Origin of the sequence: Bombilactobacillus thymidiniphilus, from assembly GCF_023380245.1 — a bacterium.
Lineage (GTDB): Bacteria > Bacillota > Bacilli > Lactobacillales > Lactobacillaceae > Bombilactobacillus > Bombilactobacillus thymidiniphilus.
In genome coordinates, this window is sequence record NZ_CP093365.1 from 1,102,034 (window position 1) to 1,128,732 (window position 26,699).

General features: G+C 36.1%; 28 protein-coding genes. 22 read left to right on the forward strand and 6 right to left on the reverse strand.

Annotated elements, in window-relative coordinates; translation table 11 throughout:
* The first annotated feature begins 2 nt into the window (after nucleotides 1-2).
* Nucleotides 3-914: a YihY/virulence factor BrkB family protein gene (locus MOO47_RS05610; RefSeq protein WP_249512478.1), complete on the forward strand. Its 912-nt coding sequence runs from the start codon at nucleotides 3-5 to the stop codon at nucleotides 912-914.
* Between the two features lie 82 nt (nucleotides 915-996).
* The gene (galU, locus tag MOO47_RS05615; RefSeq protein WP_249512479.1) at nucleotides 997-1,890 is read left to right on the forward strand and encodes a UTP--glucose-1-phosphate uridylyltransferase GalU; all 894 of its coding nucleotides are present in this window, start codon (nucleotides 997-999) and stop codon (nucleotides 1,888-1,890) included.
* A 7-nt stretch (nucleotides 1,891-1,897) separates the two neighbouring features.
* On the opposite strand, the gene MOO47_RS05620 is transcribed toward galU, so the two are convergent.
* The gene (locus MOO47_RS05620; protein ID WP_249512480.1) at nucleotides 1,898-2,185 is read right to left on the reverse strand and encodes a hypothetical protein; all 288 of its coding nucleotides are present in this window, start codon (nucleotides 2,183-2,185) and stop codon (nucleotides 1,898-1,900) included.
* A gap of 70 nt (nucleotides 2,186-2,255) precedes the next feature.
* On the opposite strand from MOO47_RS05620, the gene MOO47_RS05625 reads away from it, so the two are divergent.
* Genes MOO47_RS05625 through MOO47_RS05635 form a run of 3 tightly spaced genes read left to right on the forward strand, consistent with a single transcriptional unit; the run spans nucleotide 2,256 to nucleotide 5,827 of the window.
* Nucleotides 2,256-3,419, forward strand: a complete 1,164-nt coding sequence (locus MOO47_RS05625; RefSeq protein ID WP_249512481.1) for a thiolase family protein — start codon at nucleotides 2,256-2,258, stop codon at nucleotides 3,417-3,419.
* The gene (locus MOO47_RS05630; RefSeq protein WP_249512482.1) at nucleotides 3,409-4,653 is read left to right on the forward strand and encodes a hydroxymethylglutaryl-CoA reductase, degradative; all 1,245 of its coding nucleotides are present in this window, start codon (nucleotides 3,409-3,411) and stop codon (nucleotides 4,651-4,653) included. The genes MOO47_RS05625 and MOO47_RS05630 overlap by 11 nt, the downstream gene beginning before the upstream one ends.
* Nucleotides 4,654-4,666: 13 nt before the next feature.
* Nucleotides 4,667-5,827 carry a hydroxymethylglutaryl-CoA synthase gene (locus MOO47_RS05635; protein WP_249512483.1) on the forward strand — a complete coding sequence of 387 codons (1,161 nt, stop codon included), beginning with the start codon at nucleotides 4,667-4,669 and terminating at the stop codon, nucleotides 5,825-5,827.
* Nucleotides 5,828-5,882: 55 nt separating this feature from the next.
* Here MOO47_RS05635 and rlmD read toward each other — a convergent pair whose 3' ends face one another.
* Nucleotides 5,883-7,259, reverse strand: coding sequence for a 23S rRNA (uracil(1939)-C(5))-methyltransferase RlmD (gene rlmD, locus MOO47_RS05640; protein WP_249512484.1), 1,377 nt, complete (start codon nucleotides 7,257-7,259; stop codon nucleotides 5,883-5,885).
* Nucleotides 7,260-7,333: 74 nt separating this feature from the next.
* Between rlmD and recX the strand changes: the two genes are divergently transcribed.
* Both recX and MOO47_RS05650 read left to right on the forward strand, forming a co-directional pair.
* Nucleotides 7,334-8,122 carry a recombination regulator RecX gene (recX, locus tag MOO47_RS05645; RefSeq protein ID WP_249512485.1) on the forward strand — a complete coding sequence of 263 codons (789 nt, stop codon included), beginning with the start codon at nucleotides 7,334-7,336 and terminating at the stop codon, nucleotides 8,120-8,122.
* 63 nt (nucleotides 8,123-8,185) lie between these two features.
* On the forward strand, nucleotides 8,186-8,722 hold the full coding sequence (locus MOO47_RS05650; protein ID WP_249512486.1) for a DUF402 domain-containing protein: 537 nt from the start codon (nucleotides 8,186-8,188) through the stop codon (nucleotides 8,720-8,722).
* Between the two features lie 64 nt (nucleotides 8,723-8,786).
* Here MOO47_RS05650 and MOO47_RS05655 read toward each other — a convergent pair whose 3' ends face one another.
* Nucleotides 8,787-9,242: a hypothetical protein gene (locus MOO47_RS05655; RefSeq protein ID WP_249512487.1), complete on the reverse strand. Its 456-nt coding sequence runs from the start codon at nucleotides 9,240-9,242 to the stop codon at nucleotides 8,787-8,789.
* Between the two features lie 105 nt (nucleotides 9,243-9,347).
* Between MOO47_RS05655 and MOO47_RS05660 the strand changes: the two genes are divergently transcribed.
* From MOO47_RS05660 to MOO47_RS05675, 4 genes are all read left to right on the forward strand, one after another.
* Nucleotides 9,348-10,925 carry a peptide chain release factor 3 gene (locus MOO47_RS05660; protein ID WP_249512488.1) on the forward strand — a complete coding sequence of 526 codons (1,578 nt, stop codon included), beginning with the start codon at nucleotides 9,348-9,350 and terminating at the stop codon, nucleotides 10,923-10,925.
* 88 nt (nucleotides 10,926-11,013) lie between these two features.
* Complete coding sequence (locus MOO47_RS05665; protein WP_249512489.1) at nucleotides 11,014-11,337, forward strand: PadR family transcriptional regulator; 324 nt, start codon at nucleotides 11,014-11,016, stop codon at nucleotides 11,335-11,337.
* A complete protein-coding gene (locus MOO47_RS05670; RefSeq protein WP_249512490.1) occupies nucleotides 11,330-11,986 on the forward strand; it encodes a DUF1700 domain-containing protein in 657 nt (218 codons plus the stop codon). The genes MOO47_RS05665 and MOO47_RS05670 overlap by 8 nt, the downstream gene beginning before the upstream one ends.
* Nucleotides 11,983-12,918, forward strand: coding sequence for a DUF4097 family beta strand repeat-containing protein (locus MOO47_RS05675; protein WP_249512491.1), 936 nt, complete (start codon nucleotides 11,983-11,985; stop codon nucleotides 12,916-12,918). Before MOO47_RS05670 ends, MOO47_RS05675 begins: the two co-directional genes overlap by 4 nt.
* A gap of 89 nt (nucleotides 12,919-13,007) precedes the next feature.
* Here MOO47_RS05675 and MOO47_RS05680 read toward each other — a convergent pair whose 3' ends face one another.
* Entirely contained in the window at nucleotides 13,008-15,239 is a 2,232-nt protein-coding gene (locus MOO47_RS05680) for an ATP-dependent Clp protease ATP-binding subunit (protein WP_249512492.1), read from the reverse strand.
* Nucleotides 15,240-15,466: 227 nt separating this feature from the next.
* Between MOO47_RS05680 and MOO47_RS05685 the strand changes: the two genes are divergently transcribed.
* From MOO47_RS05685 to MOO47_RS05700, 4 genes are all read left to right on the forward strand, one after another.
* Nucleotides 15,467-15,652: a hypothetical protein gene (locus MOO47_RS05685; protein ID WP_249512493.1), complete on the forward strand. Its 186-nt coding sequence runs from the start codon at nucleotides 15,467-15,469 to the stop codon at nucleotides 15,650-15,652.
* Nucleotides 15,653-15,788: 136 nt separating this feature from the next.
* Complete coding sequence (locus MOO47_RS05690) at nucleotides 15,789-16,055, forward strand: phosphocarrier protein HPr (protein ID WP_249512494.1); 267 nt, start codon at nucleotides 15,789-15,791, stop codon at nucleotides 16,053-16,055.
* On the forward strand, nucleotides 16,055-17,788 hold the full coding sequence (gene ptsP, locus MOO47_RS05695) for a phosphoenolpyruvate--protein phosphotransferase (RefSeq protein WP_249512495.1): 1,734 nt from the start codon (nucleotides 16,055-16,057) through the stop codon (nucleotides 17,786-17,788). Before MOO47_RS05690 ends, ptsP begins: the two co-directional genes overlap by 1 nt.
* 337 nt (nucleotides 17,789-18,125) lie before the next feature.
* Complete coding sequence (locus tag MOO47_RS05700) at nucleotides 18,126-20,153, forward strand: copper-translocating P-type ATPase (protein WP_249512496.1); 2,028 nt, start codon at nucleotides 18,126-18,128, stop codon at nucleotides 20,151-20,153.
* Here MOO47_RS05700 and MOO47_RS05705 read toward each other — a convergent pair.
* The gene (locus MOO47_RS05705) at nucleotides 20,143-20,544 is read right to left on the reverse strand and encodes a hypothetical protein (protein WP_249512497.1); all 402 of its coding nucleotides are present in this window, start codon (nucleotides 20,542-20,544) and stop codon (nucleotides 20,143-20,145) included. The genes MOO47_RS05700 and MOO47_RS05705 overlap by 11 nt on opposite strands.
* Nucleotides 20,545-20,572: 28 nt before the next feature.
* On the opposite strand from MOO47_RS05705, the gene MOO47_RS05710 reads away from it, so the two are divergent.
* The 4 genes from MOO47_RS05710 to MOO47_RS05725 all read left to right on the forward strand — a co-directional run bounded on the left by MOO47_RS05710 (nucleotide 20,573) and on the right by MOO47_RS05725 (nucleotide 23,625).
* Nucleotides 20,573-21,310 carry an MBL fold metallo-hydrolase gene (locus MOO47_RS05710; RefSeq protein WP_249512498.1) on the forward strand — a complete coding sequence of 246 codons (738 nt, stop codon included), beginning with the start codon at nucleotides 20,573-20,575 and terminating at the stop codon, nucleotides 21,308-21,310.
* 158 nt (nucleotides 21,311-21,468) lie between these two features.
* Complete coding sequence (gene spxA / locus MOO47_RS05715; protein WP_249512499.1) at nucleotides 21,469-21,870, forward strand: transcriptional regulator SpxA; 402 nt, start codon at nucleotides 21,469-21,471, stop codon at nucleotides 21,868-21,870.
* A 136-nt stretch (nucleotides 21,871-22,006) separates the two neighbouring features.
* Entirely contained in the window at nucleotides 22,007-22,660 is a 654-nt protein-coding gene (locus MOO47_RS05720) for an adaptor protein MecA (RefSeq protein WP_249512500.1), read from the forward strand.
* Between the two features lie 41 nt (nucleotides 22,661-22,701).
* A complete protein-coding gene (locus MOO47_RS05725) occupies nucleotides 22,702-23,625 on the forward strand; it encodes a competence protein CoiA family protein (RefSeq protein WP_249512501.1) in 924 nt (307 codons plus the stop codon).
* Here the strand turns inward: MOO47_RS05725 and MOO47_RS05730 are convergent.
* Complete coding sequence (locus MOO47_RS05730; protein ID WP_249512502.1) at nucleotides 23,573-24,187, reverse strand: DsbA family protein; 615 nt, start codon at nucleotides 24,185-24,187, stop codon at nucleotides 23,573-23,575. The genes MOO47_RS05725 and MOO47_RS05730 overlap by 53 nt on opposite strands.
* A 158-nt stretch (nucleotides 24,188-24,345) precedes the next feature.
* On the opposite strand from MOO47_RS05730, the gene MOO47_RS05735 reads away from it, so the two are divergent.
* Genes MOO47_RS05735 through MOO47_RS05745 form a run of 3 tightly spaced genes read left to right on the forward strand, consistent with a single transcriptional unit; the run spans nucleotide 24,346 to nucleotide 26,697 of the window.
* Entirely contained in the window at nucleotides 24,346-25,029 is a 684-nt protein-coding gene (locus tag MOO47_RS05735) for a GTP pyrophosphokinase (RefSeq protein WP_249512503.1), read from the forward strand.
* A complete protein-coding gene (locus MOO47_RS05740; RefSeq protein ID WP_249512504.1) occupies nucleotides 25,001-25,801 on the forward strand; it encodes an NAD kinase in 801 nt (266 codons plus the stop codon). The genes MOO47_RS05735 and MOO47_RS05740 overlap by 29 nt, the downstream gene beginning before the upstream one ends.
* Complete coding sequence (locus tag MOO47_RS05745) at nucleotides 25,798-26,697, forward strand: RluA family pseudouridine synthase (protein ID WP_249512505.1); 900 nt, start codon at nucleotides 25,798-25,800, stop codon at nucleotides 26,695-26,697. The genes MOO47_RS05740 and MOO47_RS05745 overlap by 4 nt, the downstream gene beginning before the upstream one ends.
* Nucleotides 26,698-26,699 lie beyond the last annotated feature (2 nt).

Consider the following 26,699-nt stretch of genomic DNA (forward strand, 5'->3'; position numbering starts at 1 on the left):
ATATGAAATGGACAGAGCAAAATTACTGGATCAAGAAAATAATAGAATTTGTCAAATTAGTAATTCAAAAAATTAATAACGGTAATTTGAGTTTATCTTCTAAGGCGGTTGTTTATTATGGCTTGCTGTCCTTTTTCCCATTGATCTCCTTGTTAGGTAGTGTTTTACCATTATTTAATATTGATCGGACATTATTAACAGATCAAATGGCACTTTTGATGCCTAAGCAATTAAATCATTTTGTTGAGCCTATAATTGTTAAATTATTAACACAAAAAAGTGGTGGCTTACTATCTTTTGGTATTTTGGGTACGTTGTGGTCTAGTTCAGGTTTGGTAAATATTTTAAAGTATAGCATCAATGAAATTTATGGCTTGGACAATAGCAGTGTTTATACAAAACGTTCGATAGTTAACTATGTAATTTTGCGGCTGGCTTCAATATTGACGACAGCATTATTTATTGTTCTGGTAGTTGCAGTAATGTTAATCCTAGTAATTGGACAGCAGTTTTTAGATTGGGTGAAACCTTACTTTATCTTATTGCCCAATATTTTGACAGAGTTATTACGGTGGAGATGGCCTTTAGCTGTCTTAATGTTGTTATTTATGATGATTTTAGCCTATTACTTTTTGCCTAATTCACGCGAAAAATTTCGATATTTGTGGTCAGGTTCGTTATTTGCAACATTTGGTTTTATTTTATTAACTTTATTTTTCTCCTTGTATGTCAAGTACTTTGGGGGACGCTTGAATTCTTATGGTACGATCGGCACCTTTTTTATTTTAATTATTTGGCTTAATTTAGTTGCTTATATTTTTTTGATTGGTGCGGCAATTAATGCGGCAATGACACAAATAAAGACTGGCAAGATTGTCCAATCTAGTGGTTTGCAAAGATTTCAGCACAAGTAACGAGATATTTTTTATTTAACGAAATTAGTGTATGATTAATGCTGTAATTAATTTAAATGGGGTCAGGTTGAGGAAAATAACCATGAAAAAAGTTAGAAAAGCTATTATTCCTGCTGCTGGATTAGGTACTAGATTTTTACCAATCACTAAAGCAATGGCGAAGGAAATGCTGCCGATTGTTGATAAACCAACGATTCAATTTATTGTGGAAGAAGCTAAAGCTTCCGGGATTGAAGATATCTTGATCATAACTGGTAAAGGTAAGAGACCAATTGAGGATCATTTTGACTCTGCACCTGAATTGGAACAAAATTTGGCTGCTAAGCATAAAGATAAATTGTTGGATTTAGTGCAAGCAACAACTAATATTGGTGTTAATTTGTATTTTACCAGACAATCTTATCCTAAGGGGCTCGGCGATGCTGTCAATTTGGCGCGTTCTTTTGTGGGTGATGAACCATTTGTAGTCATGCTCGGCGATGATTTGATGTATGATACAATACCACTAACTAAGCAATTAATGAATGAATATGAAAAAACGCAGTCTTCCACTTTAGCAGTTATGCAAGTTCCTGAATCGGAGGTTTCTAGCTATGGTGTCATTGATCCGGACAAGGAAGTTAAGCCAGGGTTATATCAAGTGCATAATTTTGTGGAAAAACCGGCTGTAGAAGATGCTCCTAGTAATTTAGCCATTATTGGTCGCTATTTATTGACACCAGAAATTTTTGATATGTTAGACACCCAAAAACCTGGTGCGGGCAATGAAATTCAATTAACGGATGCAATTGATCGCTTGAATAAGGAGCAGCATGTTTTTGCGCATGAATTCAAGGGTGATCGTTTTGATGTTGGCGATAAATTTGGTTATATGAAAACCAGCATTGAATATGGTTTATCGCATCCTGAAGTAAAAGAACAATTGCGTGAGTATATTATTGGTCTGGCACAAAAATTACAGTCAACTAATGATTAGTGCGACATTATTTCAAATAAACTTTTCCGTCATCAAATCGTAAACCAAAGATTTGATGACTTTTTTGATGATCTAAGACATAAATTAAAGTGTCGTTTGGCAACTTTTGTAATAAAATTACCAGTTCCCAGACTTTCAGTCCATTGGCTGTATTTTTAGTAAGTAGATTAACACAATGCGTGTGATCGTATTTCAGACTAGTTATTCCCAATATTTTATTAATCCCTATTTCAAAAAAAACATGAGCATTTTTTTTGACGTCAGCTAATAATGTGATTAAATTTTGAACATTCATTTTTTGCCTCATACTTTACTGAACTCTAATGTATAATATAAGTTATTTTTAGTTATTTAGGAGTGATTTTTTGAAAACAAACGAAATTGTAATTGTAGCAGCTAAAAGAAGTGCTACTGGTAAATTTCGCGGTAGTTTAAGTAGGCTAACAGCGGTGGAATTAGCCACAAAATTAGTAACAGAGATGTTGGCACAGACTAAAATAACTCCCACAATGATTGACCAGGTGATTTTAGGAAATGTTTTATCAACAGGTTTAGGACAAAATATTGCACGCCAAGTACAAGTTAAGGCTGGTTTACCAGTTACTGGCACGGCAATGACTATCAATCAAGTTTGTGGATCTGGCTTAAAAGCGGTTCGTTTAGGGCAAACAGCCTTGATGTTAGATGATGCACAAGTAGTTTTAGCTGGTGGCGTTGAAAGCATGTCTAACGCACCTGCTTTTGCTGCACGTAAGGATAAAAAAGCTTTTGCACTTGATGATTTTCAAGATACTTTGTTTTATGATGGTTTAAATGATGCTTTTGGTGGTTACGCGATGGGGGTCACGGCGGAGAATTTAAATCGGAAATTTAATTTAGATAGAGTGCAATTAGATCAGTATGCACTATTATCACAAAAAAAAGCTACTCAAGCGCAACAAAACGGTTTTTTGACTGAAGAAATTGTACCAATTAATGGTTTGGCATATGATGAAGTAGTTAGATCGAATACGACACTTGATAAATTAGCAACCTTAAAACCCGTTTACCAAGAACATGGTTTAGTTACTGCGGGTAATTCTTCGCCTTTGAGTGATGGTGCAAGTATCGTAGCGTTAACTACTAGTCAAACCGCACAAGAACAAGGATTAAAACCTTTAGCGACAATTAAAGGATTTAGTGAGGTAGGGTATCAACCAGAATTGATGGGGTACACACCAGTTTTAGCAATCCAAAAATTGTTGCAGACTCAGCAACAAACAGTTGCCGATATTGATTGGTTTGAAGTTAATGAAGCTTTTGCTAGTCAAGCTTTAGTTGTACAACAAGAATTACAAATTGATTCGGCTAAATATAATCCTCTGGGTGGAGCTTTAGCTTTAGGACACGCTTTAGGTTCTTCAGGCGCCCGTATTCTAACAACTTTAGTGCATAATTTAAAGAGAACAAAGCAAAAGACCGGCATTGCCGCTTTATGTATTGGTGGCGGACAAGCAGTAGCGATGGAAGTGGAAAATTGTGAAGTCTAAATTTTATGAATTAAGTACGCAACAGCGTTTGCAAGAGTTGCAGAAAGCTGGTTATTTGACAATGGATGATCTGCAACTTTTGATTGAACAACCTGCTTTACCAGAAGTTGTGGCTAGCAATTTGGTAGAAAATCAAATTGGTAGTTATCCACTGCCTCTAGGATTAGCAACTAATTTTTTAATTGATGGCAAACAATATTTAATTCCTTTGGCAACGGAAGAGCCATCGGTCGTAGCAGCAGCTAGTAATGCAGCCAAAAGATCGCAAGCTAGTGGCGGTTTTCAAACACGAGTTCAGCGACAAGGCTTGAGTGCGCAGGTAGTTTTTCAAGGACAATTAACTGATGCACAGGTCTTTTTGCAACAACATTTGGCAAAAATTAAGCAAATTGCTCATCAAGCGCATCCTAGTTTACAGGAACATGGTGGCGGTTTACGACAAGTTAGTGTGCAAAATATTGTTGACTATGTCGAATTTAACTTATTGATTGATACGGGTGAAGCAATGGGGGCAAATATTGTGAACACAATTGCTGAAGCCATCGGTGATTACTTGCAACAGCAACTGCCCCAATTATCATTATTGATGGCGATTTTGTCTAATGATGCACCTACGCAAATGGCTAATGCTAGTACTAAGATAGCTTTTGATCAATTGGCAACAGCTGATCTTTCTGGACAGCAGGTAGCGCAAAAAATTAGTGCAGCGAGTGATTTCGCACAAATTTCGCCACAGCGTGCAGCTACGCAAAATAAGGGAATTATGAACAGTATAGAAGCCTTAATTTTAGCAACGGGTAATGATACGCGTAATGTAAATGCTGCTGCATATAGTGTTTTAAATGATACGCGTAAAACTTGGAGTAACTGGCACGTGGTAGATCAATATTTGGTGGGTGAAATTAGTTTGCCTTTACCTTTAGGTGTTGTTGGCGGTGCGATTTCCACTTTGCCCTTGGCGCAGTTGAACTTGCGCCTGTTGCAAAATCCTTCTGCCGAACAATTAATGGGGATCACGGCAGCTGTTGGCTTAGCGTCTAATTTGGCAGCTTTGCGTGCTTTAGTCACCCAAGGAATTCAGGCCGGACACATGAATCTACAATTACAAAGTTTAGCTTTAATGGCTGGTGCGACAGCTTTAGAAGTGGATACATTAACTGAGCAGTTGCGAAAGCAGGCAAAGCAAGCTAATTTGACTTTAGCTAAAAAGTTACTAGCAAAATTACGTAATTAATAGGAGAACGACAATGAAGATCGGAATTGATAAAATAGATTTTTACACTCCACCACAATATTTAGATTTGGTGGACTTAGCGCATGCCCGCCAAGTTGATCCTAATAAATACTTAATCGGAATTGGGCAAAAGAAAATGGCAGTGGCACATTTAGATCAAGATATTGTGGCAATGGCGGCCAATGCTGCGGAAAAAATTTTGACGCCAGCTGATAAACAAGCTTTGGGATTGGTGATTGTTGCTACGGAAAGTGGTGTTGATCAATCTAAAGCCGCAGCTTTATTCGTCCAGCAAGTATTGCAATTGACTACTAATTTACGGGCGATTGAAATTAAAGAAGCTTGTTATGGTGCAACGGCAGGCTTGCAAATGGCAAAAGATTTTGTACAGTGTCATCCTGATAAAAAGGCTTTAGTGGTGGCTTCAGATATTGCCCGCTATGGTTTGAATTCCGGTGGTGAAGTGACGCAAGGAGCTGGTGCGGTGGCAATGATCGTTAGTGTTGATCCACACATTTTAGCTTTAGAAGATCAATCTATTTATCAAAGTCAAAGTACCGGTGATTTTTGGCGTCCTAATTATTCGACAGAAGCTTTTGCACGTGGCAAATATTCTGAGGAAGTTTATTTACAAATGTTTAGTGATATTTGGCAGCAAGCTAGCTCGCAAAAAATGACACAAACTGAACAACTGCAAGCTTTATTGTTCCATATTCCTTTTTCCAAAATGGGTCGAAAAGGTTTGAAGACACTAGAAGATAAATTGGCAACTGCCGATTACCAGCGCTTGTTGCAGCGTTTTGAGCAGAGTATTATTTACGGTCAAGATGTTGGTAATATTTATACGGGATCTTTATATTTGAGTTTACTTTCATTGTTGGAAAATGATTCTACACTTCAAGTTGGTGATCGCATCGGCTTGTTCAGCTATGGTTCTGGTTCGGTAGCTGAATTATTTTTTGGACAATTACAACCAGATTTCAAGAAGTATTTAACGCCTCTTGTGCATCAGGAGTTATTGAAACAGCGAAAACAGTTAACGTTAGTTGAATATGAAAATATTTTTCGACAAAAGTTGGTAACTGATGGTTCAACGCAAAAATTGTCGCAAAGTGATTGTAACGCGCCACATTATTTAACAAAAATACAAGATCATGAACGTTTTTATAAATAAAAAATAATGGCAAAAAGAATTATTGCTTTTGCCATTATTTATACATAAAAGTTCATTACATTTTGCGCAACGAAACCACAGCTTCAGTTTGAGGTGTTTGTGGGAACATATCAAAAGGTTGAATGAATTCAACTTGGTAACGTTTGCGTAATATTTTAAGGTCTCGCGCAAGCGTGGAAGGATTGCAGGAGATGTAAATCATTTTAGCAGGACAATACTTCAATAATAATTGGGTGAAGCTTTTTTCCAACCCCGTTCGTGGTGGATCAACTATTAAAGCCGTGGGTTTAATACCTTGCTGTAACCATTGCGGATATAAGTTTTCTGTTTTGCCGACTTCATAAGTGATGTTGCTTAATTTATTTAACTTGATGTTTAATTGCGCATCATTTACAGCTGCTGGGATAATTTCTGAACCTATCACTTGTTTAACTTTTTTTGCTATCGCAATTCCGATAGTTCCCACGCCAGCATAAGCGTCAACAACAATATCTTGCGGTGTGAGTTTCAAAGCAGCAATTGCAGTTTGATATAATTTGGCAGTTTGGTGCGGATTTAATTGTAAGAAAGCTTGGGGTGATAGTAAGTAATCAAATCCTAAAATTTGTTCGTGTAAATATTTTTTGCCCCACAATAATTTAGTTTGGTCGCCCCAAACTAAACTTGTTTCACCAGGATTAAAATTTTGCGATAGTGAAATGACTTCTGGAATGCGTTCTTGTAATAAACTTAAAAATTTAGAAAGATGGGGCACTTTCCAGGAGTTAGTGACTAATGTTAGTTGTGCATTATGATCTGCCACAGACTCACGAACGATAACTGTTTTGAAAATACCCGAATTATGGGCGGGATCATAAATTGGCCATGCTAGTTCAGTCATAATATCTACCAAACGCTGCAAAATACTCAAAGTTAGTGGTTTTTGAGTGGGCATGTTAAGTGAATCAATAACGGTATGGGTCTGATTTTGGTATAATCCACAAACAATTTGATTGTGGATTTCACGTAGTTGAAACTGTGCTTTGTTACGATAGTGCCACGGATTTGTCATACCAATAGTTGGCTTAACAATGAAATTTTGGTAATCTTGGGGATGAAAGTGGGTCAAAGCTTGCATAATAACATCATGTTTATATTTTAGTTGTGCAGGATATTTTAAGTGAACTAATTCTAGCCCACCAACTTGCCCGTACAACTCTGGCGGATTAAGATTGCGCAGAGAGCTGAAATTATGAAATTGCAATACTTTAGCGCGCAAAAAATGGTCTTTAACCTGGGTTATTTCACAAGTTACGATTTCTTGCGGGAGTGCTTGGGTGATGAAAACTAGTTTTTTTTGTAAATAAGCTATACCTTCACCATTGATACCTAATTTTTTAATTGTTACTTTAATTTTTTGACCGACTTGAAAAACGGCAGTTTGATTTTTCACGATAATAATTCCTTATAATTAACAATTTAGCATTAAACCAATTTAGTATAGCATATTAATAGAGAGGAGCATTTATGGCAACAATTACCAAAATTACTACTCAAAAACGCCCGGGACGTTACAATATTTACATTGACAATCATTATGCTTTTGCAGTAGGTGAAAATATTTTATTGCAGCAACAATTAAGCAAAGGTATGCAGTTATCCAAAGAGCAAATAACGCAATTACAGTCTGCTGATAATAAGGATTATGCTTTGCAACAAGCTTTAAATTACTTAAGTTATCAGTTGCGTACCCACTATGAATTGCAGCAATTTTTAATAAATAAAGATATTGACACAACGATAGTTGATTGGGTTTTGCAAAAGTTGCAAGATCAAGGTTATGTTGATGATTTAAATTATGCACAAAGTTTTGTACGCACGGCGATGAAAACGTCCATGGACGGTCCAGCGCAAATTAAATACAAATTACAACAAAAAAAAGTGGCGCCAGTGTTAATTCAAAAAGCCTTACAATTATATACTTTAGAAATCCAAACTTCGATAGCTAACAAAGTAGCAAGCAAAGTTTGGCAACAAAATAAACGGCAAGCTTATCGCAAACGTTTAGACAAAATTAAGCAAAAATTACTTATTGCTGGTTTTGATCCTGCAGTTCAACAACAAGTTTTAGCACAATTACCACCAATGGAAGATGAGGAGGAACAAGAACAAGAGTTGTTGCAACAAGCCGTTCAAAAGCTGTGGCCGCGTTATCAAGATAAGCCCCAAGGAAAAAGAAAATTATATGCTGCTCTTTTGCGCCGGGGCTTTATGAGTTCTGCAATTGCTAGTTCTTTAGAAAATTTGGATAATTAGTGTCACATACTATGGATTTTGTTATAATTTATGTGCATTAGTAATTAGAAAGCCGGGTCGTCTATGCAAGTTCCGCGTGAAGGAGATTACATAGCAATCCAAAGTTATAAGCATGACGGTCATTTACATCGTACTTGGCGGGACACGATGGTATTGAAAACTAGTGAAAATGAAATTATTGGCTGTAATGATCATACTCTGGTAACTGAATCTGATCGTAGACGTTGGTTTACTAGAGAGCCAGCCTTAGTTTATTTTCACAAGCATTATTGGTTCAATATCGTGACGATGTTGAGAGATAGTGGACCGGCATATTATTGTAATTTGGCAACGCCATTTGTTTTAGATACGGAAGCTTTGAAATATATTGACTATGATTTAGATGTCAAAGTTTTTCCTGATGGTGAAAAGCGGCTTTTAGATGTTGATGAATATGCTGCCCACAAAAAAATGTGGCACTATTCCACAGATATTGATGAGATTTTAAAGTACAGTACTGAAACATTAATAGACTGGATCAATCACCAAAAAGGTCCTTTTTCTGCAGGATATGTTGATCTTTGGTATCGAAGATATCAAGAATTATTACATCGTGCTTAGTGGATTGACTATGTAAAAGGGGGTCGGAATGTTCTTGTTCCGGCCCTCTAGTCACATTAAAGTATTAGTTTTGATCAATACTGAGTGTTTGATATTCAATGTTAGAAGCAAAGACTAATGATAAAATAAGTAAAGCTATGATCCATCCTGTCAAGGTTCCTTGGATTTTATATAATGGAAATAAGTGATGAATTATAAGAGACATTACAATTGTCAAAATAAAATCAATGGCAAAATTATAATAAAAATTGCGAACGCTATAATCAATGTTAAAAAAATTAATAACATTTTTCAAAAAATTATTGGTCGTTTGCTTAGTAATTATTTTGATAGGTCGGTGAGCAATTGATTTGATCGCCAACATTAAAATAGAGCCAATCAAAGCGCAAATCATTAAGCGCCACCAGCTGCTATAATGTCTGATCAAGGCGTTATAACCCGTGGCAATCAGAGCTAGGCACAGCAAGTAGGGAATAATAAATAAAAAAGTATAAATAACGGATATTTTTTTGTTTGACATAACTAATTCCTTTCATTGCTTTTATCCTACAGTAAACCTTGATATTTGTCACACTGTTACATTTTAAGTAATTTATGGAAATAATAGAAATTTTGAGGTAAAACGATGAAAACAGAACAATTAGCCCAAGAAGTAGCTAAACGTCGAACTTTTGCGATTATTTCGCATCCGGATGCTGGTAAAACTACGATTACAGAACAAATGCTGCTGTTTGGTGGTGTTATTCGTTCCGCAGGGACGGTAAAAGGTAAAAAAACAGGTAATTATGCTACTTCTGACTGGATGGAAATTGAGAAAAAGCGGGGAATTTCTGTCACTAGTTCTGTCATGGAATTCGACTATCAAGGTAAGCATGTTAATATTTTGGATACTCCTGGACATGAGGACTTCTCGGAAGATACTTATCGAACTTTAATGGCAGTCGATGCTGCTGTGATGGTCATTGACTCGGCTAAAGGTATTGAAGCACAAACCAAAAAATTATTTAAAGTTGTTAAACAACGCGGTATTCCGATTTTTACTTTCATGAATAAATTAGACCGTGATGGTCGCGAACCATTAGATTTGATCGGTGAATTGGAAGATCTATTAAATATTGAAGGTTGTGCAATGAATTGGCCTATGGGTAGTGGTAAAACGCTACGTGGCTTGTATGATATGCATAATCAGCGTGTCGAATTATACCATCCAACTAATGAGGATCAGCGTTTTGTAGCTTTAGATGCTAATGGACATTTACCAGCGGATAATGAACTGACAGCTGATAGTATTTATCAACAAACTTTGGATGATGTTAGTTTATTGCAAGAAGCTGGTAATACTTTTGATCCGGAAAAAATAGCTCAAGGTAAGCAAACACCAGTCTTTTTTGGTTCAGCATTGACTAATTTTGGTGTACAAACTTTCCTAGATGAATTTTTACGTCTGGCACCAGCACCTAGCAGTCACAAGTTAGCAGATGATCAAGAAATTGCTGCTGATGCTTCACAATTTTCGGGCTTTGTTTTTAAAATTCAAGCAAATATGAATCCCAAGCATCGTGACCGGATTGCATTTATTCGTATTGGTTCAGGAGAATTTACGCAAGGCATGGATGTTACTTTGCAACGTACACAAAAAGATTTGCGTTTAAATAATGCGACAGAGTTTATGTCCGATCAGCGTGAACAAGTCAAGCATGCAGTTGCTGGCGATATTGTTGGTTTGTATGATACTGGTAATTTTCAGATTGGTGATACCATTTATACAGGTAAACAAGCATTAAAGTATCCAGCCTTGCCACAATTTACACCAGAAATGTTTATGGAAGTAACTGCTAAAAATGTTATGAAGCAAAAATCTTTTCATAAGGGCATGCAACAATTGGTGCAAGAAGGTGCCGTGCAGCTGTACCGCAATTATCAAACAGGTGATTATATTTTGGGGGCTGTTGGTCAATTACAATTTGAAGTATTTAAGTTCCGAATGCAAAATGAATATAATACAGAAGTGGTAATGAAGCCGATTGGCTCGCGAATTGCACGGTGGATTGATCCTGAGCAATTGGATCCAGCAATGTCTTCCACACGTAATATTTTGGTGAAAGATCTGCACGATCAACCATTATTCTTGTTTGAAAATCAGTTTGCGCAACGCTGGTTTAGCGACAAATATCCAGATGTTAAATTAACAGCTAAATTATAAAAAGAAGAAGTGTTATTGCCAATTGTCAATAGCATTTTTTTGTTTTATAATACTATATACAATATAATATTAGCGAGGAAATGATGTTATGGCAATTCAAATTCCTACGCGGTTGCTTGATGGTGCAGTCTTATCTTTTTTACGGGTAGATGATTTGTATGGGTATGCGTTGACACAAAAAGTACAGTCGATTTTCGATGTATCAGAATCAACTATTTACCCGGTTTTGCGTAGGCTAAAAAAAGATGACTGTTTAAGTACTTATGATCAACCTTACCAAGGTCGTAATCGCCGTTATTATCATTTAACAACCGTGGGACTGCAGTTGTTGACCGATATTCAAGACGAATGGCAGGATTTCAGTCAACAAATGAATAAAGTGATGAAGGAGACAAAGCTAAACGATGATTAATAAATATATTACAGAATTAGAATCTTATTTAACCGCTTTGCCACCACAAGAACGGCAAGATGTTGTGGACTTTTATCGTGAATTCTTACTAGATGCCCATTTTAATCAAGTTGAATCAATTTATGATGAGTTAGGAAACCCTAAGCAATTATCTCATAAAATTTTGGCTGATTATTCGTTGACACCTGCCATTATTCCCACTCAAAATAAGCAAATTTCGGGTAACAAAAAAGTTAGTTCTCGCCATAATCTACAAATGATTTGGTGGATTTTGTTAGGAATGATGGCTGCCCCTGTGGGCATCCCTGTGATTTTAGTAGTTGTTAGTGCAATTGTTGCATTGGTACTGATCTTTTTAGGTATTATGGTTATGTTTGCTGTCGTTTTGCTGACTTGTATTATTTTTAGTCTCTTTTTGCTTATTAAAATGGTGCCTCTGTTGTTTTCCTTGCATTGGTCTAGTGCTTTGTTTTATGGCGGAAGTGCACTAGCTTTGCTGGGAATAGGTGCTATAGGAATTGGTATTGGTCTAAAATTATTGCGCTTTTTGAGTAGTAAATTAGTGCAAGCAGCTCGGTATTTAGGTAATAAAATCTTTAAAAAACATTATTATCAAAAAAAATCCCAACATAAGGAGCCAAAAAAATGAAAAAATATTATTTTGGTAGTTTAGTCGTGGTTCTGGTGGGCTTTATTTTGGCAGTAGTAGGTGCTATGAATGGCGGTATTAAGCAAGTTGGATTAATGCAAAATTCTTTGTTATCTAGAGCTATTATTTTTAGCGATGACAAACAAGTCTACACTAAAAATCTGGCTTCTTTTAAAAAGATTAAAGTCGATACCCAGACGGCTGATTTGGTGATTAAACCGGGGGATAATTACCATGTCAAAGTGACTGATACGCCTAATTATGCCATTACCACTAAAGTTGACAATAATCAATTGGTTATTAAGGAAAAACAGCGAGCTAATATGATGATTAGTTGGGGTCCCAGTCATACTAAAGTGGAAATCACAGTTCCTAATCAAAAAGCTCTAAAAGAACTGACTGGAACAGCTCAAACTAGTAAATTAACATTAACGAATTTAAAAATGGATAAGCTTGATCTTCAGCAAGATGCTGGAAGGATAACTTTGCAAAATGTGCAATTCAGTCACAATTTTAAATTGCACGCCGATGAAAGCCGAATGAATCTGCATAATTCGCAATTGCAAAATGTCCAAGTTTTAGCTGATGAATTGAATTTAACTGCTGATAATACGATGTTGTCTGATAGTAGTATGACTAGTTCAGATAGCAATCTGAAGTTAACTAAAAGTTCGTTAGCCAATTCGATGGTGAAAGCTAGTGAATTAAATATTACTACAAAAAATTGTAAATTGACTGGTGATAATGTCTGGCATGCAGATGTGGGCAAGCTAAAGTTAGCAACCATGAATAGTCCATTAGTTTATTCTGTGGATCAAGCACGAATAAATTATTTTGGGCAACATAAGCGATCTTTAAAGCAGTCTGCGCATTCAGTTGATAAATTACAGGTTAAGATAGAAGATCCCTCAACTACTGTAGATATTTCATGATGATAAAAGCAAGCATTGGATTGCTTGCTTTTTTACATAAAAAAAGTTCTTATCAGCACTGATTTAACAGGCTAATAAGAACTTAAATATTACTTTTTATCTTTGGCTTGGTCATCTTTAGTTTTCTTGTCGTCTGCAGCAACTTCTTTTTCTTCAGCAGTATTATCCACAACCTTAATGTTGTCATTGTCTAGTACTGCTTTGAGATGCTTGCGTTTAGGATGATCCAAATAATAATCAGCAACTCGATCTTCGATCTGATCTTGAATTACTCGTCGCAATGGTCGAGCACCAAGACTTGGATCATAACCAAGATCCACGATTTTCTCTTTGGCTGGTTGGGTAACTTCAATATCCAAGCCTTGATCGGCGATCATTTTGTTAGTATCAGCAATCATGAGATCAACGATCTTTAAGAGATTTTCTTTAGATAATGGAGCAAATTCAATAATACCATCGAATCGATTAATAAACTCGGGCTTAAAGTAATTGCTTAATTTATCCAAGACAGAATGGGTCTTACCTTCGTTTTCAGCACCAAAACCAACATTAGCTTCAACTTCGCCTTGACCAGCGTTAGAAGTCATAATAATAATTGTGTCTTTAAAACTAACAGTCCGCCCTTGAGAATCAGTTAGACGTCCATCATCTAAAATCTGCAAGAACATGTGCAATACATCAGGGTGTGCTTTTTCAATTTCATCTAACAATATTAAACTATAAGGATGACGGCGCACTCTTTCAGTTAATTGACCAGCTTCTTCATAGCCCACATACCCCGGAGGTGAACCGATTAGCTTGGAAACACTGTGTTTTTCCATATATTCCGACATATCAAAGCGGATCATGGAATCTTCACTGCCAAATAATTCTTTAGCTAGTTGTTTAGCAAGTTCTGTTTTACCAACACCAGTTGGACCAACGAATAGGAAAGAACCAATTGGGCGACCAGTTTTATTGAAACCAACACGATTACGTCTAATAGCACGGCTAACTTGTTCGACAGCTTTATTTTGACCAATAACATTAGCTTCCAAGTCAGAAGTTAAATTACGTAATTGTTCTTGTTCTTGCGATTTCAATTCACCAACTGGGATATTAGTCCGTTGTTCTACGATGTGCTCAATATCTTTTTCGTTAACAGTAGGTTCTTTTTGCGTATCTGTTTTATTATCACGTACTGCTTCGAGTTTTTTGACTTGATCGCGATAAAAAGCAGCTTTTTCATAGTCTTCATTACGCAAAGAAGTTTGCTTATTACTCTCAGCTTCCTTGAGTTTTCTTTCAATATCTTTAGGATCTACAGGACTCAAAGTTAGATTCTTTTTAGAACCAGCCTCATCTAATAAGTCGATTGCTTTATCAGGCAAAAAGCGATCTTGAATGTAGCGATTAGACAAGGTAGCAGCTGCTTTGATAGCGCCTTCAGTGTATTTAACGTGATGATAACTTTCGTACTTGGGTTCCAAACCTTTTAAGATTTGGACGGTTTGATCAACAGATGGTTCATTAACTTCAACTGGTTGTAATCGACGAGCTAAAGCGGAATCTTTTTCGATTTGGCGATATTCATTGAAAGTAGTAGCACCAATTAATTGCAATTCACCACGAGCTAAGGCTGGTTTTAGCACATTACCAGCGTCCATACCGCCCTCAGCATTGCCAGCACCAACGATTTCATGAATCTCATCAATAAATAAAATAATATCTTTGTTATTTTGCAAAGCGTCGATTAATTCTTGCAAGCGTTGTTCAAATTGACCACGCACACCAGTACCTTGCACTAGCGAAACGACATCTAGGCGAATAACGCGTTTGTTTTGCAACTTTTCAGGAACTTCGCCGTCTACGATTTTTTGTGCCAGACCTTCAACAACTGCTGTCTTACCGACACCGGCTTCCCCAATCAAAACAGGATTATTTTTTGTTCTACGATTTAAAATTTCAATGACACGATCAATTTCTTTATCACGACCAACTACTGGATCAATCTTACCGTCTTTGGCTTGGGCAGTTAGATCAACACCAAATTGATCCAAGACACCACTACCCGAACCATTGTTGCCACCACCATTACCACCTTGTGGTTGCATTGGTTGTTGTCGATGTACGGATCTTTGGGGCTCTATGGCACCAAATAATTCGCTGAGATCACCAAAACCAAATGGATCATTATTCATATTTGAATTACCTCCCATTGCTTGTTGTTCTCTCAATTTTTGATAACAGTTTTGGCACAGATTAATTTCTGCACGATGACCATTAACATTAGTATAGAGATGGATGGTTGCTTCATTTTTGTGACAATTTTGACAAAGCATTAAACACGTTTCCACCTTTCTTATGAAAATATGATAGTCAATAAGCAACTATCACCTTGTTAGCTAAAATATTTTAGCTTGGTGCCAATTATACAATTAGCACTCACCTATATCAAGTGCTAATTGCTAAAAAGACACTAAATTACAGACAATCTTTACTTGATTGTCGACCATATTATACAAGGTGTGTCATAATTATTACAATTATTTGCATCGAGGTGATGAAAATGGATTACCGGCAATTATTGTCAGATTTAATAGACGGTAAAATTGATAAAATTGAAATAGATGAGCAGAGTTTTTTTGCCTTCAATCAAGCTTGGAAAGAATGTACGAAACGTAAGCAAATTATAGGAACCGCTGGGCGTGGCGGGCATGTTATATACCGCTTTTCTGAAAGCGACAACAAGTGAGTTATAAAGGGCAATCAACTGAGTATTTTGTTAGGAAAAAACTTGCCTTGTATTTTGAATAATGTTAATGTTGTTCATGTGTAAAGTTAACCCTTTTCATTTAAAATGAAAATTATATATTAGCGAGGTTTTAGACATGGAAAAGAAAGATTTTAATATTATTGCAGAAACAGGAATTCACGCACGTCCCGCAACAATGTTGGTACAAACTGCTAGCAAGTTTAGTTCTGATATCAATTTGGAATATGATGGCAAAAATGTTAATTTGAAGTCCATTATGGGCGTTATGTCTTTGGGTGTTGGTCAAGGCGCCAATGTCTCCATCACTGCTGAAGGCGACGATGCTAGCGATGCTATTGCTGCAATTAGTGAGACAATGACGAAAGAAGGACTTTCTGAATAATGTCGACAACTTTAAAGGGAATTGCCGCTAGTGATGGTTTTGCTAATGCACCAGCATATATGTTGGTGCAACCAGATCTTTCTTTTGACAAGAAGGAGATTACTGACATTGATGCTGAAGTAGAACGCTTACAGGATGCAATTAAACAGTCTGATGATGAACTAACAACTATTCGTGATATTGCTAAGGAATCTTTGGGCGAAGAAGAATCTCAAGTTTTCGATGCTCATAAAATGATTTTAGCTGATCCTGAATTTACTGGTGCTGTAGCAACACAAGTAAAAACAGATCAAGTTAATGCCGAACAAGCTTTGCAAGATGTTTCTGATAAATTTATTGCGATGTTTGAAGCAATGACTGATAACAAGTATATGCAAGAACGTGCTGCTGATGTTCGTGATGTATCTAAGCGCGTTATGAGTCATTTGTTAGGTGTTAAATTGCCTAGTCCTGCTTTAATTGATCAAGAAGTTATTGTGGTTGCCCATGATTTAACTCCTAGTGATACTGCACAATTAAATAAAAAGTATGTTAAAGCTTTTATCACTGATATTGGTGGACGAACTGCTCATTCAGCAATTATGGCACGTTCATTGGAGATTCCAGCTATCGTAGGTAGCGATACAATTACTAAAGATGTGCAAGATGGCACACCTTTGATTGTAGATGGTGTTAATGGTGAGGCAGTTATTAACCCTGATGCTGATGATGTCAAGAAATATCAACAATTAGCTGATAATTATGCGCAAGAAAAAGCTGAATGGGCTAAATTGCGCGATGCTAAAACAGTTACAGCAGATGGCAGACATTTTGAGATTGCTGCTAACATTGGTACACCAAAAGATTTAGCTGGTGTTAAAGAAAATGGTGCCGAAGCGATCGGTCTTTACCGGACAGAATTTTTATATATGGATTCTTCAGAATTACCGTCTGAAGACGATCAGTACGAGGCTTATAAAGAAGTCTTAAAAGGTATGGACGGTAAACCAGTTGTTGTGCGGACAATGGATATTGGTGGCGATAAGCATTTGCCATATTTGCCATTACCAGAAGAAATGAATCCGTTCTTAGGTTATCGTGCTATTCGGATCAGCTTAGATCGTCAAGATATTTTCCGAACACAATTACGTGCTTTATTACGCGCTTCTTCATTTGGTAAATTACGCATTATGTTTCCGATGATTGCGACTGTTCAAGAATTTCGTCAAGCTAAAGGCATTTTGCAAGAAGAAATGGCTAAGTTAAATGATGAAGGAATTGCTTTTGATGCCAACCTAGAAGTCGGCATTATGATTGAAATTCCTGCTGCCGCAGTTTTGGCAGATCAGTTTGCTAAAGAAGTTGATTTCTTTAGTATCGGCACGAACGATTTGATTCAATATACGATGGCTGCTGACCGTGGTAACGAACATGTTTCTTATTTGTATCAACCTTACAATCCTTCCATTTTGCGCTTAATCAAAAACGTAATTGATTGTGCGCATCGTGAAGGTAAATGGGTTGGTATGTGTGGTGAAGCTGCTGGCGATTCTGTCATGGTGCCATTGTTGTTAGGTATGGGCTTAGACGAATATTCCATGAGTGCAACTTCAGTTTTACGGGTACGCTCTTTGATGAAGCACTTAGATACCAACGAATTACAAGATTTAGTTGAACAAGCTTTGAATGTTTCATTAACTAATGCAGACAATGAAAAATTAGTTAATGATTTTGTAGCTGATCATCGTAAATAATTTTAATCAAAAGGTTGCTGTTTTAAACAGTAGCTCTTTTTTTGTGGTTTAATTTTTGATAGGAGTTTATTTTTATGCTAATTTTGTCAATATAAATTGAGTGAAAGAGTTGCAGTGTCTACTTGGTTGTGAGACTACTGAAAGTACAAGGATTAATGTTAGTGTAACTGAATTTTTTGATAGTTTATGTGCAAGTCAAAAAAGTAAGTCGCAATATTTAAGTTGTTAAAGACGACAATTATCAGTCAAAATGATATTTTAAAACTAGGACAAGCCTTGGTCGAAAAAAGTGTGCCGATTGAAGTGGCATACAATTGTTTGTAGGAGGGTACTTGTAATGAAAATGAATGACATGGACATGAATATGGACATGGGGCACCACCAACATGAAATGGGTGGTGGCGATATGATGATGCATGGTGGACACATGATGCACATGGGAAATTTAAAACAGAAATTTTGGGTATCTTTAATTTTGGCGTTACCTATTTTATTTTTGTCACCTGCGATGGGTGTTTGGTTGCCATTTCAGTTTAGTTTTCCAGGGGCACATTGGGTAGTAATTATTTTCGCTACAATTTTATTTTTCTACGGTGGGCGCCCATTTTTTAATAGTGCCTATTATGAAGTGAAAGATCACAAGCCTGCGATGATGACTTTGATTACTTTAGGAATTACTACTTCATATCTTTATAGTTTGTATGCTTTTGTTAGTAACACTTTTTTCCCTAATCGTCCTCATGTTACAGATTTCTTCTGGGAATTAGCTACTTTAATTCTGATTATGCTGTTAGGTCACTGGGTTGAAATGAATTCTATGATGAAAGCCAGCAGTTCCTTGCACGATCTAGCTTCTTTGTTACCGGCAATGGTGCATGTAAAAAACGGTGATAATTTTAAAGATGAAGCTTTGGATCAAGTTCAAAAAGGGTCAACTGTAATGGTGAAGGCTGGCGAAGCGATTCCTTTGGATGGTACTGTGATTTCTGGGACTAGTGATGTCAATGAAGCTTTAGTAACTGGAGAATCCAGTGCGGTTACTAAGGAAAAGGGGTCTTCAGTAATAGGAGGATCGTTGAATAATTCACAAACTTTGGTGGTTAAAGTTAGCCAACCAGCCACTTCTGGTTTTTTGGCAAACGTCAATAATTTAGTTGAAACTTCCAAAGAAAATAAATCTAAATTACAAACTTTAGCAGATCGAGTTTCTGGTTGGTTGTTTTATGCAGCGGTTCTAGTGGGATTACTAGCGTTAATTATTTGGAGTATTGTGACTAATTTTGCAACAGGATTGGAAAGAATGGTAGCTGTTTTAGTGATTGCTTGTCCGCATGCTTTAGGTTTAGCGATTCCTTTAGTCAATGCACGCAGTACTTCTTTGGGATCAAAAAATGGGTTATTGGTGCGCAATCGGCAAGTTATTGATATCAGTGAACACATTGATTATGTAGTTTTGGATAAGACAGGAACTTTGACACAAGGCAACTTTAAAGTAGAAGAATATCATACTTTTAATGCGAAGATTTCTGATGAAGAAATTTTGCAGTTAACTGCTAGCTTAGAGCAACAATCTGATCATCCAATTGCTAAAAGTATTACAAAATTAGCTAAAACTAAGCAGATAACTCTAAAACCGGCAACAGCCGTCCAAACTTTAGCTGGTCAAGGTATCAAAGGTAAAATTGGTGATGTTGAATATCAAGTTGTTAATGAAAAATCTTTGGCAAAGCAAGAAATTTTTGTGCCAAAATTAGCTAATAATGCTGCAACAATCAGCTACTTGGTAAAAAACAATACGGTAATCGGTTATTTGACGGTTGGCGATCAAATTAAAGCGGAAGCGCCTGAATTGATTAAGCAATTAAAGAAGCAAAATATAACACCGCTCATGTTGACGGGTGATAATCAAGCAGCAGCCAAAGCCGTTGCTGAAAAGTTAGGAATTAGTGAATTTAAAGCAGAGCTTTTACCGCAAGATAAACAAAAGATTATCAAACAATTGCAACAACAAGGTCATAAAGTGATGATGGTGGGGGACGGAATCAATGATGCTCCCAGCTTAGCCCAAGCAAATATTGGGGTAGCGATTGGTGCCGGAACTGATATTGCACTTGATTCAGCAGATGTTATTTTAGTCAATAGCAATCCAATTGATATTATTAAATTCTTCAATTTAGCTAATAACACCCATAAAAAAACTGTGGAAAATTTATGGTGGGGAGCAGGCTACAATATTATTGCAATTCCTTTAGCTGCTGGTATTTTAGCTTTTGCAGGCATTATCTTAAGTCCAGCAGTTGGTGCCATCTTTATGTCTTTGTCAACAGTGGTAGTGTCAATTAATGCTTCATTGCTTAAACTATAAGATATTCTATTAAAGATGAATTTAAATTAGCCACACTAACGTGTAACATTTGACTGACAGTCGCTAAAATATTTTGATCACTGGTCAAAATTAAAAGCACTTGTTGGTCATTTCTTTTATATAAAATACTCTGTGGGCGTAAAGCTGCTGCTTGATTAATGAGTAATGCACGATTTGTTTGATCTAAATCTAAACGTGCTGCATAAAATTTATGAGTCAATAATAAAGTAGCGTCGCTAGGAAGTGAATGCCAAGTGATATTTTCGGCAAATGTGGTTTGAATTAATAAATAGTCGTGAGGGTGTTGTGCATTATGAGCAAGTATACTATTCTTGTCCATACGTTGTTCTAAGAAATTCTTGGTTCCTAAAGTAAGATTGATTGTGGACATAATATTTTCTCCTAACGAGGTGTGGTTGATGAAAATAACAGTACTAGGTTATTACGGTGGCTATCCTTACCGTCAGCAAGCTACAAGTGGATATTTAATTCAAGATCAAGGTTTTAATTTGTTACTGGATTGTGGCAGCGGTGTACTGAATGCCCTACAAAACTATCTTGATCCGTTGCAACTGGATGCGGTGGTTTTAACACATTATCACCATGATCATATTGCGGATGTGGGTGTTTTGCAACATTATTGGCAATTAAATTCTGGTAGCAAAAAGCACGAATATTTGCCCATTTATGGTAATACCCAAGATCCGTTGCATTTTGCTAGTTTAAATTTTGGCGATTTTACTAAGGCAATGCCTTATGTTGACTATGATAAATTGCAGCTAGGACCTTTTACGTTACACTTTCAAAAAACGATTCATCCAGTTCCCACTTTTGCAGTTCGAATTATTGATAGTCAAAAGAAAATTTTTACTTTTACAGCGGATACAGCTTATTTTGATGGTTTAATTGATTTTGCCCAGCAATCTGACTTATTGATTACAGATACTAATTTTGGTGCTGCTAAAACAGGACGAATTTGGCATATGACGTCTACGCAATCGGGATATTTAGCACAGCAAGCGCACGTTAGGCACTTATTATTGTCACATTTGCCCCAAGAATATCCGCTAGAATTATTAGAGCAAGAAGCTAAAAAGGAAGTTTCTGGTGCAATGGTTCGGCGAGCTAGAACAGGGTTATCATTAATATTAAGTTAATGATTTAACTAACTTTGCCCTAATATTCGCTATTTTGATGTATATAATTATTAGATTTTAATAAAATGCTTATAGCTGGACAATATTTTTGTTGTTAGATACAATCTGATTGTGGTGATTTGTTATTAATAATTCATGTGAAAAGGAGAGATTTATCTATGGTCACTTTATATACATCTCCAAGTTGCACATCTTGTCGCAAAGCTAAGAAATGGTTTAAAGAAAATGCTATCCCCTATAAAGAACGTAACATTTTTTCGCAACCATTGTCTAAAGATGAAATAAAAAACATCTTGCAGATGACTGAAGACGGAACCGAAGAAATCATCTCCACGCGTTCTAAGGCTTATCAAGCTTTGAATGTGGACATCAATGATTTGACGATTGATTATTTGATTGACTTAATTGAAGCTAATCCTGGTCTGTTACGTCGTCCAATCATGATGGATGAGAAGAGTTTGCAAGTTGGTTATAATGAAGACGAGATTCGCCGTTTCTTACCGCGTTCTGTTCGAGTTATGGAATTACATCAACTGCAGCAAGCACAGATTAATCTTTAAGTATCAACAATATAATAAATCACTCAAAATAAAGAAGTAATTTAATTATTTAAATTACTTCTTGTTTTTTTGTAAGTCTGTAGCTTTACTTTCACTAATAGGCTGATAGAATGAAGTAATAAGTGAGGTGGTAGCTGTGGAAGTTGAACACGTAAATGAAAATATGATCCGTGTTATCTTAGAAAGAAACGATCTGCAAGAACGCGGTGTTGAAGTTTTAGATCTGTTAGAAAATCGCAAACAAATTGAAAGCTTTTTTTACAATATTTTAGAAGAAGTTGATACTGATCATAGTTTTGTGAAAGATCAGACCGTTACCTTTCAAGTAGTGCCTAATAATCAAGGTTTAGAGTTGTTGATCACTAAAGTGCCTTTAGATGAGCAAAATAATTTTGATGATAGCTCAGTGGTACAAGCTACTGAAGCTTTGGCAGAGCAATCAGAAGACAATGATAGTGACGGTGAAGAAACTATTGAAAAAACCAGTAATAAGTTTAGGAAAACGGTAATTTTTAGTTTTATTGACTTTGAGAATTTCGTTGATCTTAGCAAAGTTTTACGCATTGATGGTGCTAGTGTTATTACTAATTTATATCAATATAGGCATAACTATTATTTAGAATTGAGTTTAGATCCTGAAGAACTTCGCGAAACTAGTTGGGCTGATCTTATTGCATTGATGAAAGAATATGGTTTTCTGGAATCAATTGCACCAGCTACAATTGCAGAGTTTGGAACTTTAGTAATGAAGCAAACGGCGCTTGAACTAACACGCTATTATTTTAATTGAAAGACGCAAAAAATTGCGTCTTTTTTTGTAATTAAATAAGGGTGATTATAATACTTATTGCTAAAAATAATTTAGGACAATTAATTTATGCTGTTAATTATCAAGCAGGCATGCCAGTATTTTGTCCAGACTGTGACCGACCAGTAGAATTAATAGTTAGACCGCAGCAAAGACCTTATTTTCGTCATAAGGTTACACATCGTGGCAATAATGAAACAAAAGTCCACCAGCAAGGCAAAAATTGGTTGGCAGACTTTTGGCGACAACAGGGAAAAGTACGCTTAGAAGCTGTAATTACTAGTCAGCAACGCGTAGATGTTTTGGTGCAAATGCGTAATATACAATTAGCTGTAGAATATCAATGTTCATCAATTAGTGCCCAGCAACTACAACGGCGACAACAGCTTTATTTACAGCAAGGTTTGCATGGACTGTGGATTTTCGGGCCTTCGCACTATAATAAAGCTAGCAAATTAGTCCATTTGCAAACGATAATGAGCTATACTGCGCGGTGGGGCTTTTTCGTTATTTTTAAATTGCCCCAAGAAAATTATTTACGCTTGCAATATCACTATCAAGTGCATCCTACCAGTAATCAATTATATTATCAGCAGCAAAAAATTAGCACAGTTCAGCAATTATTGAATTTTAGACCAGTTCTAACTTCTAAAAAAATTGCCATGATTAATTGGCAAAATTGGTATCAATATCGCCAAAGACGTCCAGATAGGCAATTTATTTTGCTACAAAATTGGTGTTATCAGCGACAAATAAATTTATTGCAAACAATAAAAAAAACATCGCTATTCGCGGTGTTACCAATTTATAAATATTTAGCTTGTTATTTAACAATTGTTAGACAAATACCGAATGCACAATATTTGGTTGAAGTTCCTTTAGTCGGTGATAATATTATTCAACAATGTGCAGATCAGGAGTCTGCGCAGCAATTTGGTCAGATTTAACTAAATTATCCATTAAGCTGTCTAGATCATCAATGCTGCAGCGATCAATAAAGACGCCACTTTCATCACATGGCTTGCTATAATCATAAATAATTGTTGATGGTGTTGAAGAGACTCCTAATTCAGAAGCTCGTTGTTGATCAGCAAAACATTGTTTTAAAATTAAATCACTATGACTATCTTTTTCCAATGCTTCCCAATTTAAACCAACTTCTTGTGAAATATCATAAGCTAGTTGATTATTAAATTCTTTATTATCAACATTTAAAGCATTTTGCATGCTCATCAAAAATGCGCGAGCTTTTTTGTTGCCTTGTAAAGTAGCTGCTTTATAAAGTAAAGTTGTTCGATAGGTTTTTTGTGTAATTTCATTACGTAGGTCTATATTATGAATGTCAAAGTTATTGTTTTGAATATAATTATTAACGGTTTGGAAGCTGCTTAAAGCGATAAAACGGAAATGAGCTTTGATATTGTGCTTATTTGCAAATTCAATGATTGTTTGTTCTGTTTTTAAACAGTGATTTCCAATAGGATTAATAAATGAGAAAACTTCCCACATTGAAAACAATCCTCCTTCGTATGCTATTTTGTAACGCATAATATAAAGATATCAAAAATAAAAAATTTTACAACAAATTTGCTTAATCTGTTGGATTTAAATTATTAAATTAATTCGTTATAGTCTGTGTTATAGTTAATCACGGCGAGGTGATCATTATGGTTGAAACAAATTGGAATAGCTTTTTATTGCCGTATAGTCAAGCGATAGCTGAGCTTAAAATAAAATTACGCAGTATTCGAGCTGAATTCATTGAAAATGGCGAGCATTCGCCCATTGAATATGTGACCGGACGTGTCAAATCGGTTGATAGCATTAAAGAAAAAATGAAGCGTCGTTATATTTCTGCTGATTTATTAGAGCAAGATATGCAAGACATTGCAGGTTTACGTATCCAATGTCAATTTGTGGAAGATATTTATCAAATCGTAGATATTTTGCATGATCGTACCGATTTAGCAGTGGTGGAAGAGCGTGATTATGTAACCAATAGTAAGCCTAGTGGTTATCGTTCTTATCATATTGTCTTACAGTACCCTGTGCAGCAAGCTAGTGGTGTTAAAAATATTTTGGTGGAAATTCAAATTCGGACGTTAGCGATGAATTTTTGGTCTACGATTGAACATTCTTTGAATTATAAGTATCAAGGTGACTTTCCTGAGGATATCAATTCACGTTTAAAACGAGCTGCAGAAGCTTCTTTCATGTTAGATGAAGAAATGTCAAAAATTAGAGAAGAGATCCAAGATGCTCAAAAATATTTTACGCATAGTAAGTCATCTGATTTTCAATCTTTAAAGGGGAGCCAGCAACATGAAGGTGTGGATTCAAAACAATCATAAAAAATTATCACAGCGTATTGCCGAAGAACTGTGCGCTAAATTAGTGCAAAAAGGTGTACAAATTGCGGAATTGGATCCTGATTTAGTAATAACTATTGGTGGCGATGGAACATTTTTAAGTACTTTTCACCGCTTTAGTAATCGTTTAGCTAAAACCAAATTTGTAGGGATTCATACCGGGCACCTGGGTTTTTACACAGACTGGAAAGATAGTGAAGTTGATGATTTAGTTGATAATATCACGCATAAAGAACCTGAGGTTACGTTGTTTCCTTTATTAGATGTAAAGTTGACAATGGAAAATTTACAAAGTAGTCATTTTTTATCGCTAAATGAGTCTGTCCTCAAGCGGGTTTCGCAAACGATGCGTGCGGAAGTTTATATTGATGATGATAAGTTTGAGCGTTTTCGTGGTGACGGTATAGCAATTTCGACACCGACTGGTTCAACTGCTTATACTAAGTCAATTGGTGGCGCCTTAGTAGATCCCACGATAGCAGTCATGCAATTCAATGAAATAGCTCCTATCAATAATCGGGTCTATCGGACAGTTAATTCGCCTTTGATCTTGCCTCGAGGTCAGGTAGTCACGATTATTCCTGATCAACAAGATGATTATGTAGTGACGATTGATAATTTAGCTAATGCTAATCAAGCAGTAATTAAAGCTCAATATCAAATTGCTCAAGAGCAATTACAGATGGCTACTTACCGTCCTAAGAACTTTTGGGTGCGCGTTCGTAATGCTTTTTTGGTGGATGGAGATCAATGAATTATAAGTGGTATAAACAAACACTTATCTCGCAAAGTTTAGGGAGCTTTTTGCAGCAAAAAGGCTTTTCACGGACGCAATTAAAGCAGTTTAAGTTTAGACAAGGACAAATTTATGTCAATCATAAAAAACGGCACTTGGATTTTAAATTAGTCTTAAATGATGAAGTTATCGTGGTATTGCCAAAAGAAGTAACTTCCACCAAAATTAAGCCAATGGCTGGCAAAATTGATATTTTGTTTGAAGATGATAATTATTTATTACTCAATAAACCAGCAGGAATCGCTTCCTTGCCAGCCAAAAATATAAATACGCCAACAATGGCTAATTTGGTGAAATATTATTTACAACGAACTAACCAAGATAATGATGTTATTCATTTAGTGTCACGTTTAGATCGAGATACTTCTGGTGTATTGACTTTGACTAAGAATTCCTATGCGCATCATTTGATTGACCGACAATTTAGAACAGCTAATATTCAAAAAGAATATTTAGCATTAGTACACGATAAATTGCCGGTTTCAACAAAGTGGCAAACAATTGATTTACCGATCGGAATTAATGACAGTAACCCTAATTTACGGCAGGTTACAAATGATGGTAAACCTTCTGTGACTAAATATTTGACTGTTCAACAATTTAGCAATTATACGCTGGTTAGATTGCGCTTAATAACGGGACGAACGCATCAAATTAGGGTTCATATGGCTGCGATTGGGCATCCTTTGGTGGGCGATTTGAATTATGGTGGATCTCAAGATATCATCAAACGGCAAGCATTACATTGTATAAGTTTAACTTTTTGGGATTATATTGGTGATCGAAAGCTTCAAGTACGGGCTCCTTTGCCCAAAGATTTCAAATTATTAGCAGATAAAACAGTTGGGAAGTGACT

Excerpts from the sequence above, each read along its gene's own strand:
- MOO47_RS05610 (WP_249512478.1), top strand. The coding sequence starts at position 3 with ATGAAATGGACAGAGCAAAATTACTGGATCAAGAAAATAATAGAATTT.
- ptsP (WP_249512495.1), top strand. The coding sequence starts at position 16,055 with ATGTCGACAACTTTAAAGGGAATTGCCGCTAGTGATGGTTTTGCTAAT.
- MOO47_RS05680 (WP_249512492.1), bottom strand. The coding sequence starts at position 15,239 with ATGCTTTGTCAAAATTGTCACAAAAATGAAGCAACCATCCATCTCTAT.
- MOO47_RS05705 (WP_249512497.1), bottom strand. The coding sequence starts at position 20,544 with ATGTCCACAATCAATCTTACTTTAGGAACCAAGAATTTCTTAGAACAA.
- galU (WP_249512479.1), top strand. The coding sequence starts at position 997 with ATGAAAAAAGTTAGAAAAGCTATTATTCCTGCTGCTGGATTAGGTACT.
- spxA (WP_249512499.1), top strand. The coding sequence starts at position 21,469 with ATGGTCACTTTATATACATCTCCAAGTTGCACATCTTGTCGCAAAGCT.
- MOO47_RS05690 (WP_249512494.1), top strand. The coding sequence starts at position 15,789 with ATGGAAAAGAAAGATTTTAATATTATTGCAGAAACAGGAATTCACGCA.
- MOO47_RS05620 (WP_249512480.1), bottom strand. The coding sequence starts at position 2,185 with ATGAATGTTCAAAATTTAATCACATTATTAGCTGACGTCAAAAAAAAT.
- MOO47_RS05650 (WP_249512486.1), top strand. The coding sequence starts at position 8,186 with ATGCAAGTTCCGCGTGAAGGAGATTACATAGCAATCCAAAGTTATAAG.
- MOO47_RS05700 (WP_249512496.1), top strand. The coding sequence starts at position 18,126 with ATGAAAATGAATGACATGGACATGAATATGGACATGGGGCACCACCAA.
- MOO47_RS05675 (WP_249512491.1), top strand. The coding sequence starts at position 11,983 with ATGAAAAAATATTATTTTGGTAGTTTAGTCGTGGTTCTGGTGGGCTTT.
- MOO47_RS05685 (WP_249512493.1), top strand. The coding sequence starts at position 15,467 with ATGGATTACCGGCAATTATTGTCAGATTTAATAGACGGTAAAATTGAT.
- recX (WP_249512485.1), top strand. The coding sequence starts at position 7,334 with ATGGCAACAATTACCAAAATTACTACTCAAAAACGCCCGGGACGTTAC.
- MOO47_RS05665 (WP_249512489.1), top strand. The coding sequence starts at position 11,014 with ATGGCAATTCAAATTCCTACGCGGTTGCTTGATGGTGCAGTCTTATCT.
- MOO47_RS05745 (WP_249512505.1), top strand. The coding sequence starts at position 25,798 with ATGAATTATAAGTGGTATAAACAAACACTTATCTCGCAAAGTTTAGGG.
- MOO47_RS05710 (WP_249512498.1), top strand. The coding sequence starts at position 20,573 with ATGAAAATAACAGTACTAGGTTATTACGGTGGCTATCCTTACCGTCAG.
- MOO47_RS05660 (WP_249512488.1), top strand. The coding sequence starts at position 9,348 with ATGAAAACAGAACAATTAGCCCAAGAAGTAGCTAAACGTCGAACTTTT.
- MOO47_RS05730 (WP_249512502.1), bottom strand. The coding sequence starts at position 24,187 with ATGTGGGAAGTTTTCTCATTTATTAATCCTATTGGAAATCACTGTTTA.
- MOO47_RS05735 (WP_249512503.1), top strand. The coding sequence starts at position 24,346 with ATGGTTGAAACAAATTGGAATAGCTTTTTATTGCCGTATAGTCAAGCG.
- MOO47_RS05740 (WP_249512504.1), top strand. The coding sequence starts at position 25,001 with ATGAAGGTGTGGATTCAAAACAATCATAAAAAATTATCACAGCGTATT.
- MOO47_RS05635 (WP_249512483.1), top strand. The coding sequence starts at position 4,667 with ATGAAGATCGGAATTGATAAAATAGATTTTTACACTCCACCACAATAT.
- MOO47_RS05655 (WP_249512487.1), bottom strand. The coding sequence starts at position 9,242 with ATGTCAAACAAAAAAATATCCGTTATTTATACTTTTTTATTTATTATT.
- MOO47_RS05670 (WP_249512490.1), top strand. The coding sequence starts at position 11,330 with ATGATTAATAAATATATTACAGAATTAGAATCTTATTTAACCGCTTTG.